The organism is Pseudomonas sp. H1_A03 (genome assembly GCF_054685145.1).
The window spans coordinates 237,673-251,987 of the sequence record NZ_CP162829.1 but is presented as its reverse complement, the minus strand read 5'-3'; the positions used below and the strand labels follow the sequence as shown (position 1 = coordinate 251,987).

Annotated in this window: 12 protein-coding genes and 1 pseudogene; 9 read left to right on the top strand and 4 right to left on the bottom strand. The window is 60.7% G+C overall.

Going from position 1 to position 14,315, the window contains the following annotated elements; all coding sequences use genetic code 11:
• Positions 1–47: 47 nt before the first annotated feature.
• Positions 48–1,454, top strand: a complete 1,407-nt coding sequence (locus tag AB4O35_RS01185) for an amino acid permease (protein WP_065880721.1) — start codon at positions 48–50, stop codon at positions 1,452–1,454.
• Here the strand turns inward: AB4O35_RS01185 and AB4O35_RS01180 are convergent.
• Positions 1,400–2,296 carry a LysR substrate-binding domain-containing protein gene (locus tag AB4O35_RS01180; RefSeq protein ID WP_065880722.1) on the bottom strand — a complete coding sequence of 299 codons (897 nt, stop codon included), beginning with the start codon at positions 2,294–2,296 and terminating at the stop codon, positions 1,400–1,402. The two genes, AB4O35_RS01185 and AB4O35_RS01180, sit on opposite strands and share 55 nt — an antisense overlap.
• A gap of 187 nt (positions 2,297–2,483) precedes the next feature.
• Here AB4O35_RS01180 and AB4O35_RS01175 point away from each other — a divergent pair, with 187 nt between their 5' ends.
• The 4 genes from AB4O35_RS01175 (at position 2,484) to AB4O35_RS01160 (ending at position 6,976) form a co-directional block, all read left to right on the top strand.
• On the top strand, positions 2,484–3,248 hold the full coding sequence (locus tag AB4O35_RS01175; RefSeq protein WP_065945774.1) for a sulfite exporter TauE/SafE family protein: 765 nt from the start codon (positions 2,484–2,486) through the stop codon (positions 3,246–3,248).
• A gap of 60 nt (positions 3,249–3,308) precedes the next feature.
• Positions 3,309–4,205: a LysR family transcriptional regulator gene (locus tag AB4O35_RS01170; protein WP_065880724.1), complete on the top strand. Its 897-nt coding sequence runs from the start codon at positions 3,309–3,311 to the stop codon at positions 4,203–4,205.
• A 236-nt stretch (positions 4,206–4,441) separates the two neighbouring features.
• Entirely contained in the window at positions 4,442–5,335 is an 894-nt protein-coding gene (locus AB4O35_RS01165; protein WP_065890041.1) for an NAD-dependent epimerase/dehydratase family protein, read from the top strand.
• A 195-nt stretch (positions 5,336–5,530) separates the two neighbouring features.
• The gene (locus AB4O35_RS01160) at positions 5,531–6,976 is read left to right on the top strand and encodes a SulP family inorganic anion transporter (RefSeq protein WP_065880725.1); all 1,446 of its coding nucleotides are present in this window, start codon (positions 5,531–5,533) and stop codon (positions 6,974–6,976) included.
• A gap of 4 nt (positions 6,977–6,980) precedes the next feature.
• Here the strand turns inward: AB4O35_RS01160 and AB4O35_RS01155 are convergent, their stop codons facing one another.
• Positions 6,981–7,361 (bottom strand): lysozyme inhibitor LprI family protein, encoded by a 381-nt coding sequence (locus AB4O35_RS01155; RefSeq protein WP_065945775.1) that lies wholly within the window; start codon positions 7,359–7,361, stop codon positions 6,981–6,983.
• A gap of 248 nt (positions 7,362–7,609) precedes the next feature.
• Between AB4O35_RS01155 and AB4O35_RS01150 the strand changes: the two genes are divergently transcribed.
• From AB4O35_RS01150 to AB4O35_RS01135, 4 genes are all read left to right on the top strand, one after another.
• Positions 7,610–8,959 carry a GntT/GntP/DsdX family permease gene (locus AB4O35_RS01150; RefSeq protein ID WP_065874688.1) on the top strand — a complete coding sequence of 450 codons (1,350 nt, stop codon included), beginning with the start codon at positions 7,610–7,612 and terminating at the stop codon, positions 8,957–8,959.
• 12 nt (positions 8,960–8,971) lie between these two features.
• Positions 8,972–9,832, top strand: coding sequence for a MurR/RpiR family transcriptional regulator (locus tag AB4O35_RS01145; protein ID WP_065874680.1), 861 nt, complete (start codon positions 8,972–8,974; stop codon positions 9,830–9,832).
• Position 9,833: 1 nt separating this feature from the next.
• Positions 9,834–11,300: an N-acyl-D-amino-acid deacylase family protein gene (locus tag AB4O35_RS01140; protein WP_065945776.1), complete on the top strand. Its 1,467-nt coding sequence runs from the start codon at positions 9,834–9,836 to the stop codon at positions 11,298–11,300.
• A 162-nt stretch (positions 11,301–11,462) separates the two neighbouring features.
• Positions 11,463–11,831: a glyoxalase superfamily protein gene (locus AB4O35_RS01135; RefSeq protein ID WP_065874682.1), complete on the top strand. Its 369-nt coding sequence runs from the start codon at positions 11,463–11,465 to the stop codon at positions 11,829–11,831.
• A gap of 620 nt (positions 11,832–12,451) precedes the next feature.
• Here AB4O35_RS01135 and AB4O35_RS01130 read toward each other — a convergent pair.
• The gene (locus AB4O35_RS01130; protein ID WP_371905354.1) at positions 12,452–13,315 is read right to left on the bottom strand and encodes a methyl-accepting chemotaxis protein; all 864 of its coding nucleotides are present in this window, start codon (positions 13,313–13,315) and stop codon (positions 12,452–12,454) included.
• A pseudogene (locus AB4O35_RS01125) lies at positions 13,307–14,236 on the bottom strand (methyl-accepting chemotaxis protein); the annotation flags it as partial. The pseudogene AB4O35_RS01125 and the gene AB4O35_RS01130, both read right to left, overlap by 9 nt.
• Positions 14,237–14,315 lie beyond the last annotated feature (79 nt).

Genomic DNA, 14,315 nt, shown 5'->3' with positions numbered 1-14,315 from the left:
GGTTCAGCGCCAGCAACAACCCTCACAATAATAAAGGGGCACACCACGTGACTACGCCAGACAACGGCTTTGCAGAGATCACCCACCGCGAACTGGGCCTGCGGCGCCAGCTCACTTCCGGCCAGATGAGCATGATCGCCATCGGTGGCGCCATCGGCACCGGGCTGTTCATGGGCAGCGCCTACGCCATCGGTTATGCCGGGCCCAGCGTGCTGGTGAGCTACGCCATCGGCGCGCTGATCACCTTGCTGTTGATGGGCTGTCTGGCGGAAATGACCGTGGCGCATTCCACCTCGGGCTCCTTTGGCGCCTACGCCGAGTTCTATATCAGCCCGCTGGCGGGCTTTCTGGTGCGGTATGCCTACTGGGCAGCGATTGTGCTGGCGGTGGGGGCCGAGGTCACGGCGGTGGCGATGTACATGAAGTACTGGTTCGCCAACGTACCGGAATGGGTGTGGATCGTGTCGTTTTCCAGCGTGCTGATTGTGCTCAACGCGATCAGCGTGAAGACCTTCGGCAACTTCGAATACTGGTTCTCGACAATCAAGATCAGCGCCATCGTCGGCTTTATTATTCTCGCGGTGTACGTGGTGTTCGGCTCCGGCAACCCGGACTACGGCGTGCAGCACTACACGGCCCATGACGGCTTTTTCCCCCATGGCTTGAGCGGCATGTGGATCGCGGTGATCGTGTCGATCTTCAGCTACTTGAGCGTGGAGATGATCGCGGTGGCTGCCGGTGAAGCGGCGGACCCGGAACAAGCAGTGAAGAAAGCCTTCCGCGCCACCATCGTGCGCCTGGTGGTGTTTTATCTGCTGACCCTGGCGCTGATGCTGGCCATCGTGCCGTGGAACCAGGCCGGGCAAACCCAAAGCCCATTCGTCACAGTGATGCAGACCATCGGCATTCCCGGCGCCACCGGGGTGATGAATTTTGTAATTCTGATTGCGGCGCTGTCGGCCATGAACAGCCAGCTCTACATCACCACGCGCATGATGTTCAGCTTGTCCCGCGCCGGCTTTGCGCCCACGTCCATGGGCGCCTTGAGTAAGAGCGGCATTCCGTTGAACGCGTTGTTGCTGTCCAGCTCGGGCATCGCCCTGGCGACGCTGCTCAATGTGGTGTACCCGGAAAGTTCGTTCACCTTGATGATGGCGATTTCGATGTTTGGCGCGATCTTCACCTGGTTCATGATCTTCCTCACGCACCTGTTTTTCCGGCGCTATCGCAAGCGTCACGGCGGGCCGAAGTTATCCTTCCAGCTGCGGCTGTTCCCGTACAGCACCCTGCTGGGACTGGTGCTGATGGGCGCGGTGATGATCACCACCTATTTCACCGAGGCGTTCAAGATGACGCTGGTGTTTGGTGTGCCGTTTCTATTGATTCTGTCGGCGGTGTATTACGTGTTTTTCCGCAAAGGCAGGGCCAAGGCCTCGAACAAGGCTTTGGCGTAGCCCGGCAGGTGTTCGAACGAGCGCGCACATAGCAGCAGCTTTCGGCAGGCCCAATCCTCTTGCAACGGTTGGGCCTTGAAGCGACGTTCTTGCTGCCCACGCTCCAGTGCGGCCTGGGGCACGATACCCAGGCCGGCGCCACGGGCGACCATGCGAATGACGCCATCAAAACCCTCGGCACGGATGCGGGTCTGCAAGCGAAAGCCTGCGTGCAGCGCCTGTTCTTCCAAGTACACCGACAGCGCGCTGTTGGCGGCGAGGCCTACGAAGTCGTGTTGCAGGCTGGCGATGAAGCTCACGTGTTGCGTCGTCAGCGGATGATCCAGCGGCATGATCAGCACCAGCGGATCGTCACGAAACGCCAGGGTCTGCAGGCCGTGGGTGTCTACGGCGTCGGAAATGATCCCAAGGTCCGCCGTGCCCTGACGCAAGGCCTGGGTGATGCGCAGGCTCGGAAGCTCTTGCAGGTCAATATCGAGGTTGGGGTGCTCGCGCAAAAAGTCCGCCAGCAGCTCGGGCAGGTATTCGCTGAGGGCGGTGGTGTTGCACAGCAGGCGCAGCTGGCCTTTGATGCCGTTGGCGTATTCCGCCAGGTCCTGTTGCAGGTGCTCGGCCTGTTGCAAGAGCAGGCGGGCGTGGCGGGCCAATGCTTTGCCGGCAGGTGTTGGCGTTACGCCTCGGCGGCCACGTTCAAGGAATTCGATGCCCAGTGAGGCCTCCATTGCGCGAATGCGAGCGCTGGCGGCGGCCAATGATAGATGGCTGCGGGCGGCGCCGGCGGTAATGTTGCCGGTGTCGAGGATGTGCAGGTAGAGGCGCAGGTCGATCAGGTCAAAGTGCATGGCGGGGTTTCCCTGTGATTGGACTGGCCTCATCGCAGGCAAGCCAGCTCCCACATTTGATTTGTGAGCACATTCAACGGTGGGAGCTGGCTTGCCTGCGATGACGGCATCAGCCTCACACAAAACAAGAGGCTGCCTCAGTATATGGCGAATTTCACCCCTCATCGAAAAGCCGCACAATCCCTCCATGAATACCTTCCTCGCCTTCTACCAAAATATCGGCCCGGCGCTGACCCTGCTGGTGATCGGCACCTTCCTGCTGGCCGGCACCTTCAAAGGCGTGATCGGCCTCGGACTTCCCACCGTCGCCATGGGCCTGCTCGGCCTGGCTATGTTGCCGGCGCAGGCTGCGGCATTACTGATCATTCCATCGACGGTCACCAACCTCTGGCAATTGGCGGTCGGCGGCCACTTGAGCGGGTTGACCAAACGTTTATGGCCGATGCTTCTGCTGATATTTCTCGGCACTGGGTTTGGTACTTTGTGGTTGGGCATGGACGGTGGTGGCTGGGTGGTTCATGCATTGGGCGGGGCGTTGCTACTTTACGCACTCAGCGGATTGTTCCTGCCCACGTTCAAGGTCAAGCCCCAGACCGAACGCTGGCTCGGCCCTCTGTGCGGAGTGATCACAGGCGTCATTACCTCGGCGACTGGCGTATTCGTGATTCCTGCGGTGCCGTATCTGCAAGCCCTGGGCTTGAACCGCGACCCGTTGGTGCAGGCGCTGGGGCTGTCGTTCACCGTATCGACCCTGGCACTGGCCACCGGTTTAGCCTGGCGCGGCACCCTGGGCGGTGGCGAAATCAACGCGTCGCTGCTGGCGCTGGTGCCGGCGCTGCTGGGCATGTGGCTCGGCCAGGCGCTGCGCCAGCGCATCAGTGCGGTGCTGTTCAAACGCGTATTTTTCATCGGCATGGCGCTATTGGGCGCTCACCTGCTGATCAGTGGTTGAGGGCGCGGCAGTTCAATCTCTCGGTGTAAGCTGCTGCGAACCGATGAGAGAGGACAGCGTGTGAAAGCCCGATCCGATGAGCTACAGATCTTCGTCAGCGTGATTGAGTGCGGTTCGATTTCCGCCGCCGCCGAACAGGTCGGGCAGACGCCCTCGGCGGTCAGCCGCACCTTGTCGCGCCTGGAAGCCAAGCTCGACACCACGCTGATCAACCGCACCACGCGGCGCATGGACCTGACCGAGGAGGGCAAGTACTTCTTCGAGCAGGCCAAGGTGATCCTGGCGCAGATGGATGAGCTGGAGGAACGCCTGTCGTCGCGCCAGAAAAAGCCCGCCGGGCGTCTGCGCATCAATGCCGCCGTGCCGTTCATGCTGCATGGCATCGTGCCGTACATCGCCGAGTTTCGCAGCCTCTACCCGCAGATCCAGCTGGAGCTGAACAGCGATGATCTGATTATCGATTTGCTTGAGCAAAGCACCGACATCGCTATTCGCATCGGCGCCCTGGCCGATTCCACCCTGCATGCACGGGCCCTTGGCAGTACGCCGCTGCATATCCTCGCCAGCCCCGACTACCTCAAGCAATACGGCGTGCCGAGCACGGTCGCTGAGTTGGCGGACCACACCTTGCTGGGGTTCACCCAGACTGAAACCCTCAACCACTGGCCGCTGCGCCATGCAGACGGTGACCGCTGGCTGATCCAACCCAGCGTGGCCGCCTCCAGCGGCGAGACCGTGCGCCAGTTGGCGCTGGAGGGCCAGGGTATTTGCTGCCTGTCGAACTTCATGACCGTCGCCGACATCGACGCCGGGCGCCTGGTGCCGGTGCTGGAAGCGTTCAACAGTGGCTATCGCCAACCGATCCACGCGGTGTTCTACCGCAACTCGCAACTGGCGTTGCGTATCCAGTGTTTCCTCGACTTTATCCAGGCCAAGCTGGCGCGGTATGCCTGCTAAGTAGTGCACAAAGGCAACCGTAGCAGCTGTCGAGCGCCAGCGAGGCTGCGTCAGGCGCGACTCGATTATGTGCCAGGCTCAAACGGCGGTGCTGCAAACGCAGCCTCGCTGGCGCTTGGCAGCTGCTACGGGATTCTTGACCTCCACGCAAGAATGAATTGGGTGAATGGGGCTTATTCGACAGGTCGGGTGCCGTAACAATGCGGCCATTACTTACCCAGTCAGGAGCACTCTCCATGAACGTATTCGTTACCGGCGCAGCAGGTTTTATCGGTGGTTCCATCGCCACTGGCCTGGTCAAGGCCGGCCACACCGTTACCGGCCTGGTACGCAGCGCCGAACAAGCCGCCGAGCTGACCGCCCTGGGCATCACCCCGGTAATCGGCACCCTGGATGACAGCGCGGTGTTGACCGAGCAGGCGCAAAAGGCCGATGCGGTGATCAATGCCGCGAGCAGCGACCATCGTGTGGCCGTTGAAACCCTGCTGGCGGCATTGAAGGGCTCGAACAAGCCGTTCCTGCACACCAGCGGTTCGAGCATCGTCGGTGATGCGTCGGGCGGCAAAGAAAGTGATGTCATTTACTTCGAAGACAACCTTCCTGAACCGACTGTCGATAAAGCTGCCCGTGTCGCCATCGATAACCTGATCCTGGCCGCCGCTCAGGACGGTGTGAATTCGGCAGTGATCTGCAACACGTTGATCTACGGCCACAGCCTGGGCGTGAAGCGCGACAGCGTGCAATTGCCGCGTCTGCTCAAGCAAGCCCGCAAGAGCGGGGTGGTGCGTCATGTGGGCAGCGGGCAGAACATTTGGTCCAATGTGCATATTGAAGACGTGGTTGCGCTGTACGTGCTGGCGCTGGCCAAGAATGTGCCAGGCACTTTTTACTTCGTGGAAAGCGGCGAGGCGTCGTTTATCGACATGACCACGGCCATTGCCGAAGCCTTGAAACTGGGTAAACCGCAGGATTGGCCACTGGCCGACGCCGAGGCCGAGTGGGGCTATGAAATGGCGAATTATGGTTTGGGCTCCAACAGCCGCGTGCGGGGCAAGCATGCCCGTGAACTGTTGGGCTGGGCGCCGAAGCGGACTTGCGTTGTGGAGTGGATTCGCCACGAGATGGTGTGATGGTCACTTGAGACCGAGGTGCTGCCTTCGCAGGCAAGCCAGCTCCACATTTTGATTTGTGAATACATTCAAATGTGGGAGCTGGCTTGCCTGCGGTAGGGGCCACTCGGTCTGACGGGCTCACCCGACACTGGCCCCACCGCGCTCAATTCCGTACCATTCCCCGCCTTATCCCCCGCATTACCCTGGTACCTCATGAACCTCATCCGTCTGCGCGCCGATGCCCTGGCCGGCCTCACCACGTCTTTTGCGTTGCTGCCCGAATGCATCGCCTTTGCCCTGGTGGCCCATCTCAACCCGTTGATGGGGCTCTACGGCGCTTTTATCATCTGCACCCTCACGGCGTTGTTTGGTGGTCGCCCCGGCATGGTGTCCGGTGCGGCAGGCTCGATGGCCGTCGTGATTGTTGCGTTGGTGGTGCAACACGGCGTGGAGTATCTGCTGGCCACGGTATTGCTGGGCGGGTTAATCATGGTTGCTTTCGGCCTGCTGCGCCTGGGCAAGCTGGTGCGCATGGTGCCGCACCCGGTGATGCTCGGCTTCGTCAACGGCCTGGCGATTATCATCGCCCTGGCACAGTTGGAGCATTTCAAAAGTGGTGAGACCTGGCTCAGCGGTACGCCGCTGTACGTGATGGCCGGCCTGGTGCTGGTGACCATGGCCATCGTCTACCTGCTGCCGCGCATCACCCGTGCCGTGCCGCCCGCGTTGGTGGCGATCCTCGGCGTCGGCCTGGCGGTCTACCTCCTTGGCCTGCCGACCCGCACCCTTGGCGACATGGCCCACATCGCCGGCGGCCTGCCAACGTTTGCGCTGCCGCAAATCCCCTGGACCCTGGAAACCCTCGGCATCATCGCGCCCTACGCGTTCCTGATGGCGATGGTTGGTCTGTTGGAAACCCTGCTCACCCTCAACCTCACCGACGAAATCACTGAGACCCGTGGCTACCCCGACCGCGAAAGCGTGGCCCTGGGTGCAGCGAATATGGTCTCGGGCCTGTTCGGCGGCATGGGCGGTTGCGCGATGATCGGGCAAACCGTGATTAACCTCAGCTCCGGCGGGCGCGGGCGTTTCTCCGGGGTGTTTGCCGGGGTGATGATCTTGCTGTTCATTCTGTTTCTGTCGCCGTTTATCGAGCGGATTCCGCTGGCGGCGCTGGTGGGGGTGATGTTTGTGGTGTCGCAACAGACTTTCGCCTGGGCGTCGTTGCGCGTGATCAACAAAGTGCCGCTCAATGACGTGCTGGTGATTATCGCGGTGACGGTGATCACGGTGTTCACCGATCTGGCCACGGCGGTGCTGTGCGGCATTGTGATCGCGGCGTTGAATTTCGCCTGGCAACAAGCGCGCGAGTTGTATGCCGATGAACATCTGGAGGCCGATGGCAGCAAGCTCTATCGCCTGCACGGCACGCTGTTCTTTGCCTCGACCACGCCGTTCCTGAATCAATTCGATCCGGCCAATGATCCGGACCAGGTGACGCTGGATTGCCGCCACCTGAGCTTTGTCGATTACTCGGCGATTGCTGCACTGATGACCCTGCGCGAGCGCTACACCAAGGCTGGCAAGCATCTGCGGGTGCTGCATTTGTCCGAGCGCTGCAAGAAGTTGCTCAAGCGCGCCCGGGTACATCATGAGTAAGTGATCACGGCCCGACCAGGTTTTCCAGTTCCTGGGCGCGGGTCTGGGTCATGTCTAGCATGCAGCCGGTACCGTTGACCTGGTCGATGGTGCCGCCGGTGGCGGACCCTGCGAAGGCGCAATTGGCGTCACGGTACTTTATCCACAGGCGCTGCACGTCTTGCAGTTGTTGCTTGCGCGAGCCTTTCTGGGCGGCGAGGGCGGTTTTGTAGGCCTTGTTCAGGCGCGTGTCCTGGACCTTGGCTTCCTTGACGTTGCAACTGACCATTTCTACGGTCGTGTTGGCGCCGTCCATGCATTTTTTCAAGGCCGCGTTGTCGGCGGCTGAAGCAGTGCCACACAGGGCGAGAAGCACGGTACTGGCAGCAAGGGATGTGCGAATCATGGTCGATTTTCCTGGGCTTCGAGGGATGTGCATTCTATGACTCAAGCGCTCGCGTTGAGTTTCCAGTCTTTTCTGAACCTCATGTAAGAACACCCCCCGAATTTTCATGCACGGCTGTCGCGCATACCCCAATGCGACAGCGCTTACCTGTGGGCGAAAATTACTTTCATAGAATTTGAAAGTGCCTTTCGGTAATGATTTATGAGTTTCACAACCAACTCGATGTGACCCTTTCCGAGGAGTACCGCATGGCCGCATCACCGGGCTTCGGGCTATTGGCATACGCTGCCATCGCCATCATTGCTTTGATCGTGCTGATTGCACGTTACCGGCTCAACCCGTTTATCGTCATCACCCTGGTGTCCATCGGCCTGGCGCTGATGGCCGGGATGCCGGCGGATACCATCATGGGTTCCTACGAGGCAGGCGTCGGCAAGACCCTGGGGCATATTGCTTTGGTGGTGGCGCTGGGCACCATGCTGGGCAAGATGATGGCCGAGTCTGGCGGTGCCGAGCAGGTGGCGCGCACGCTGATCAACCGGTTTGGCGAACGCAACGCGCACTGGGCGATGGTGTGCATCGCGTTCCTGGTGGGGCTGCCGCTGTTTTTCGAAGTCGGTTTTGTGTTGCTGGTGCCGATCGCCTTTACCGTGGCGCGGCGCGTGGGCGTGTCGATCCTGATGGTCGGCTTGCCGATGGTCGCCGGTTTATCGGTGGTGCATGCGCTGGTGCCGCCGCACCCGGCGGCGATGATGGCGGTACTGGCGTACAACGCCTCGGTAGGGCAGACCGTGCTGTATGCGATTTTGATCGGCATTCCCACGGCAATCATTGCCGGCCCGGTCTATGCCAAATTCATCGTGCCGCGTATTCACCTGCCGGCGGAAAACCCGCTGGAACGCCAGTTCATCGACCGCGAACCGCGTACGCGCCTGCCGAGCTTCGCGCTGACCATGGGCACTATCCTGTTGCCGGTGGTGTTGATGATGATTGGCGGCTGGGCCAACGTGATTTCCACGCCGGGCACGGGCTTTAATCAATTCCTGCTGTTTATCGGTAACTCGGTGATCGCGTTGTTGGTGGCGACTTTGGTCAGTTTCTGGACCTTGGGCCTGGCCCAGGGCTTCAACCGCGAGTCGATCCTCAGGTTTACCAATGAGTGCCTGGCGCCGACCGCCAGTATCACTTTGCTGGTGGGCGCGGGCGGCGGGTTGAATCGAATCCTTGTGGACGCTGGCGTCACCAACGAAATCCTCGGGTTGGCCCATGCCTTCCATCTGTCGCCGCTGGTGATGGGTTGGCTGTTCGCTGCACTGATGCGTATTGCTACAGGCTCTGCCACTGTCGCTATGACCACCGCCTCCGGCGTGGTGGCGCCGGTCGCCATGGGCCTGGGTTATCCACACCCCGAATTGCTGGTGCTGGCCACCGGCGCGGGTTCGGTGATCTTTTCCCACGTGAACGACGGCGGCTTCTGGCTGATCAAGGAATACTTCAATATGACGGTGATCCAGACCTTCAAGACCTGGACTGTGCTGGAGACATTGATCTCTCTTGTCGCCTTTGGTCTGACGTACGGTCTGTCCTGCATTTTGTAACCCGGAGACCCCATGGACATCCTCTACCAGATCCGCGCCCGCCAGGATTCCTTCAGCGCCGGTGAAGGGCGTATCGCCAGGCTGATGCTGGAGGACGTAGGCTTTGCCGCTTCGGCCAGCCTGGAAGCGTTGTCCCAGCGGGCCGAGGTCAGCACGGCGACCTTGTCGCGGTTTGCGCGCAGTGTGGGCTGCCGGGATTTACGCGACTTGCGCCTGCAATTGGCCCAAGCCAGTGGCGTCGGCAGCCGCTTCCTGGACCCTGCCGGGTTGCCGGAACAGTCGGCGTTTCATCGGCAGATTCTGGGTGATATCGAGGCGACGTTGCGTCAGCACTTGTCGGGCTTCAACCAGGCGAGTTTCGTTGACGCGGTCAGCCTGCTGGGCAAGGCACGGATGATCCACGCGTTCGGCATGGGCGGCCCGTCGAGCTTGTGCAGCGATGAATTACAGGTGCGCTTGGTGCGCCTGGGCTATCCGATTGCGGCTTGTCATGACCCAGTGATGATGCGCGTCACGGCAGCGACCTTGGGCCCGGAGCATGCATTGATTGTGTGTTCCCTGACCGGCCTCACCCCTGAGTTACTGGACGTGGTGGAACTGGCGCGCAACTACGACGCGCGTATCGTCGCCATCACCCTGGCCGATTCGCCCTTGGCCCAGTTGGCGGATGTGCTGCTGCCGTTACAACCGGCCGAAACCAGTTTTATCTACAAGCCCACCGCCGCGCGCTACGGCATGCTGCTGGCCATCGACCTGCTCGCCACCGAGCTGGCGCTGGCCATGCCCGACGACAACCAGGAACGCCTGCGCCGGATCAAGCTGGCCCTGGACGATTACCGCGGCGGCCCCGACAGCCTGCCGCTTGGAGACTGATATGAAGTACGACACGTTGATACGCCAGGCGCTGATCATCGATGGTCGCAATACGCCCGGCTACGTTGCTGATGTGGGGTTGCGCGACGGGCGCATCGAGACGATCGGTGACTTGTCGGCGGCCGTGGCCGAGCATGAAATCGACGCCATGGGACGCGTGCTGGCGCCGGGTTTTATCGACGTGCACACCCACGATGACACCGTGGTGATTCGCCATCCGCAAATGCTGCCCAAGCTCAGCCAGGGTGTGACCACGGTGATCGTCGGCAATTGTGGCATCAGCGCCTCGCCGGTGAGTTTGCGCAGCGATCCACCGGACCCGATGAATTTGTTGGGCACGCGCGAGGCGTTCATTTACCCACGGTTTGCCGACTACCGCGCGGCGGTGGACGGGGCGCATCCGGCGGTGAACGTCGCCGCACTGATCGGCCACACAGCATTGCGCAGCAACCATATGGACGACCTGCACCGCAGCGCCTCGCTGGATGAGATCGCCGCCATGCGCGTGCAGTTGCAGGAAAGCCTCGAGGCCGGCGCCCTTGGTTTATCCACAGGCCTGGCCTATGCCAGTGCGTTCAATGCCGAGACTGATGAAGTGCTGCAACTGAGTGAAGAACTCACCGCGTTTGGCGCGGTGTACACCACCCATTTGCGCAGTGAATTCGAGCCGGTGCTGGAGGCGATGGACGAGGCGTTTTTGATTGGCCGGCATGCCAAGGCGCCGGTGATTATTTCCCACCTCAAATGCGCCGGCGCGGGGAATTGGGGGCGTAGCCCGCAGCTGCTGGCATCGCTGGAAGCGGCTGCGAAAACCCATCCAGTGGGGTGTGATTGTTATCCCTATGCGGCGAGTTCTTCGACCCTGGACCTCAAGCAGGTGACTGACGCGTTTCGGATCACCATCACCTGGTCGACACCGCACCCCGAATTGGGCGGGCGCGACTTGCAGGACATCGCCGCCGAGTGGGGCGTTTCGTTGATGGATGCAGCGCGCCGCCTGCAACCGGCAGGGGCTGTGTATTACGGGATGGATGAAGAAGATGTGCGCAAGATCCTGGCGCATCCATTGTCGATGGTCGGGTCGGATGGGCTGCCGGAAGACCCGTTTCCACATCCGCGTTTATGGGGGGCGTTTCCACGGGTATTGGGGCATTTCAGCCGGGATGTCGGGTTGTTTCCGCTGCACACGGCGGTGCACAAAATGACCGGCTTGTCGGCGGCGCGGTTTGGTTTGGCCGGGCGCGGTGAAATCCGTGAAGGGCACTGGGCCGACCTGGTGTTGTTCGATCCGCTGCGCGTGCGCGATGTGGCGGATTTCAAAGAGCCACAGCGGGCGGCGGAAGGCATCGATGGTGTGTGGGTCAATGGCGTGTTGAGCTACAGCGACGGGCATGCGAAAGGCCTGCGCGCAGGTCGCTTCCTGGCGCGCAGTGGGGATTTGCGCCGTGGATTCGTGGTGGGTCGATAGACCGGGTTATCGTTCATCGCAGGCAAGCCAGCGCCCACAGTTGACCGAATGTGGCTGGATAAATGCGATCAACAGTGAGAGCTGGCTTGCCTGCGATTGCGATCTGTCATTCAACACGGGAAACCCTCTATAGTTGTGGTTTTCAGACACGGAGGCGGATACATGCACTTAGGAAAAGTCACCCCCATTTTGCGGATTTTCGACGAGGCCAAGGCATTGGAGTTCTACGTCGACTTCCTGGGATTCAAGGTGGATTGGCAGCATCGTTTCGAGGCGAATTATCCGTTGTACCTGCAGGTGTCGCTGGGTGAGTGCGTGCTGCATTTGACTGAGCATCATGGCGACGCCTCGCCTGGTTCGGCGGTACGCATTCAGGCGCAGGGCGTGGACGCCTATCAGCAGCAATTGGCGGGCAAGGATTACCGGTATGCCAAGCCTGAGGTTGAGGACACGCCTTGGGGCTCGCGCGAGATGAGCATCAAGGACCCGTTTGGGAATCGGGTGGTGTTTGCCGAGGAAGGTGAGGGCTGAGGGGTAAATCGCAGGCAGTAAAAAACCGCCTTAGTAGGGCGGTTTTTTATTGCAATCCCAGTTTGCGGCTGGGGTTGCGGCTTCAAAGGAGCAATGACGTGCATCGCGATATTAAGGCCCCTGAAGTCTGTCATGCAAGGTTTGATACTGAGCGGTTACATTTTTTGATGTATCAGTATTATCTGTAAAAAGTAGCAACAGATTTGAAGGGGGTATTCGGGCGCCGACCGTCACACCTTCAGCTGGAAGGTCGGGTTAGTATCGGCTCGGTTTCACGTTCGTCGTTTTACAGGTTGGCTGGGTTAACGCGAAGATTTCGACCGACCGCCACGGACTTGCACTCCGTGCCGGATACATGTGGAAGGATCATAAACCCGGCCGCCTCAAAGGAAGCATTGACGTGTATCTGAAGGCTCACGTGTTCCGGTAAGTGCGCTGGAGGTAAGGCCCAACTTACGGAGGGCCGAGTATGTTTAAGTTTGCACGACGTACATGGAACCTCGTAGTGAACTGCCTGCGTGCTTATCACGTATGGAAGTTCCTGCGGGACAGCTTTGATGACCGTTAAGGTCTGAGAAGTGGAGCCGCTTCGGTCTAGTCCGAGGCGGCTTTTTGGTTTCTTAAACCCGGAAGTGGCTGACCATCTGCTGCAACTGGCTACCCAACCGCGCCAGTTCCACACTCGACTTGGCCGTCTCATCACTCGCCGTCGCCGTCTGCTCCGACACATCGCGCACATTCACAATGCTGCGGCTGATTTCTTCAGCCACGGCGCTTTGCTGCTCGGCCGCTGCGGCAATCTGCTGGTTCATCGACTGGATGTTCGACACCGTCCGGGTGATGTTTTCCAGGGACACACCGGCCTTGCGTGTCAGCTCGACGCTGCTGTCGGTGAGGTTGCGGCTGTTGTTCATCACCGCGGCGACTTGCTGAGTACCGTTCTGCAAGCCGGCGACCAGGCCTTCGATTTCTTCAGTGGATTTCTGGGTGCGCTGGGCCAGGCCGCGCACTTCATCGGCCACCACGGCAAACCCACGACCGGCTTCACCGGCACGCGCCGCTTCAATCGCCGCGTTGAGGGCCAGCAGGTTGGTCTGTTCGGCCACGGCCTTGATCACGTCCATCACGCTGCCGATCTTGTTGCTCTCTTGTTGCAGATGGGTCATGGCGTCGGTGGAGCGCGCCACTTCAGCGGCCAGGCGCTCGATCTGGGCAATGGCCTCGGCGACCACTTTGTCGCCGGCACGGGCTTGGCCGTCGGCATCGGCCGCGGCCAGGGAGGCTTGCTCGGCGTTGCGTGCCACTTCCTGCACGGTGGCGGTCATTTCGTGCATCGCGGTGGCGACCTGGTCGGTCTCGATTTTCTGGCTGTTCACACCGGCGCTGGTCTGCTCGGTCACGGCCGACAGTTCCTCGGCGGCGCTGGCGATCTGCGTCACGCCGTCGCGAATGCCGCTGATCAACTCACGCAAGGTGGTGCCCATGCGCTGGATGCCTTGTTGCAGCACACCCAGTTCATCGCGACGGGTCACTTGGATGTTGTGGCTCAGGTCGCCGGAGGCAATGCGTTCCACCACGGCCAGGGTGTCCTGGATCGGGCGAGTGATCTGGCGAGTGATGACCCACGCGGCGATAACGCCGACCAGCAGCGCCAGCAGTGTGCTGATCAACTGCAGGCTGCGGGCCTGGGCGCTTTCGGCGTCGCGACGGGTCAGTTGGATCTCATACAATTTGTCGCTGATCGTAACGATATCGGCGCCCTGGGTGGTCATCTCGGCACGGGCGGACACGATGTTGGCGTTGGCGGCCTTGTAGTTTTGCACGGCGCTGCGATAGGCACCCAAGGCTGTTTCCAATGCGGTCAATGCGCTTTGCTGGCTGGTGCCAAAGGCAGTATTCAGGCCTTTCAAGCCTGCAATGGCTTTTTCGATTTGCTCGGCGGCGCGGGCTTCGGTGTCCGGGTTGACGTTGCCGGTGTAGCCGCGCACTTCGTAGCGGGCCAACTGGAATTGCATCTTGGCATCGGCGACGGCCTGGAACTGTGCGAAGCGCTCCGAACTGTCAGGCATCTGCTTCACGCTGGACTCCAGCGCATTGATTTGTGCATTGGCAATGTCGGCCTTGTCGCCCATCAACTGGCGCGAGGCGTTGCCGTTACGGTAAGCCTCACGCATTTTGTTCAGCGATTGCTGATAAGCGGTGATGATGGATTTCTGCTCGTTGAGCAGCTTGAGGTTTTCCGGGCTCTTGAAGCTGTCCAGCAGTTTCTGTTGCTGGGCAACGAAGGTGTCCAGGTTGGTCTGTACGTTCTGCGCCACGGCTTCGTCGCCGTTGGCGAGCATGTACTGCAGGCGCACGATTCGCAGTTTGGTCAGGGAGGCGTTGAGCTGGGTGATGTCGCTCATCCAGTTGCTGCGGTCGATCAGGCCGCCCAGGCTGGTCCAGCCGGTGAGGGCCAGGATCGAGGTGAGAACCAGCACCAGG

Excerpts from the sequence above, each read along its gene's own strand:
- AB4O35_RS01150 (WP_065874688.1), top strand. The coding sequence starts at position 7,610 with ATGGCCGCATCACCGGGCTTCGGGCTATTGGCATACGCTGCCATCGCC.
- AB4O35_RS01160 (WP_065880725.1), top strand. The coding sequence starts at position 5,531 with ATGAACCTCATCCGTCTGCGCGCCGATGCCCTGGCCGGCCTCACCACG.
- AB4O35_RS01140 (WP_065945776.1), top strand. The coding sequence starts at position 9,834 with ATGAAGTACGACACGTTGATACGCCAGGCGCTGATCATCGATGGTCGC.
- AB4O35_RS01130 (WP_371905354.1), bottom strand. The coding sequence starts at position 13,315 with ATGGGCACCACCTTGCGTGAGTTGATCAGCGGCATTCGCGACGGCGTG.
- AB4O35_RS01180 (WP_065880722.1), bottom strand. The coding sequence starts at position 2,296 with ATGCACTTTGACCTGATCGACCTGCGCCTCTACCTGCACATCCTCGAC.
- AB4O35_RS01165 (WP_065890041.1), top strand. The coding sequence starts at position 4,442 with ATGAACGTATTCGTTACCGGCGCAGCAGGTTTTATCGGTGGTTCCATC.
- AB4O35_RS01135 (WP_065874682.1), top strand. The coding sequence starts at position 11,463 with ATGCACTTAGGAAAAGTCACCCCCATTTTGCGGATTTTCGACGAGGCC.
- AB4O35_RS01145 (WP_065874680.1), top strand. The coding sequence starts at position 8,972 with ATGGACATCCTCTACCAGATCCGCGCCCGCCAGGATTCCTTCAGCGCC.
- AB4O35_RS01175 (WP_065945774.1), top strand. The coding sequence starts at position 2,484 with ATGAATACCTTCCTCGCCTTCTACCAAAATATCGGCCCGGCGCTGACC.
- AB4O35_RS01155 (WP_065945775.1), bottom strand. The coding sequence starts at position 7,361 with ATGATTCGCACATCCCTTGCTGCCAGTACCGTGCTTCTCGCCCTGTGT.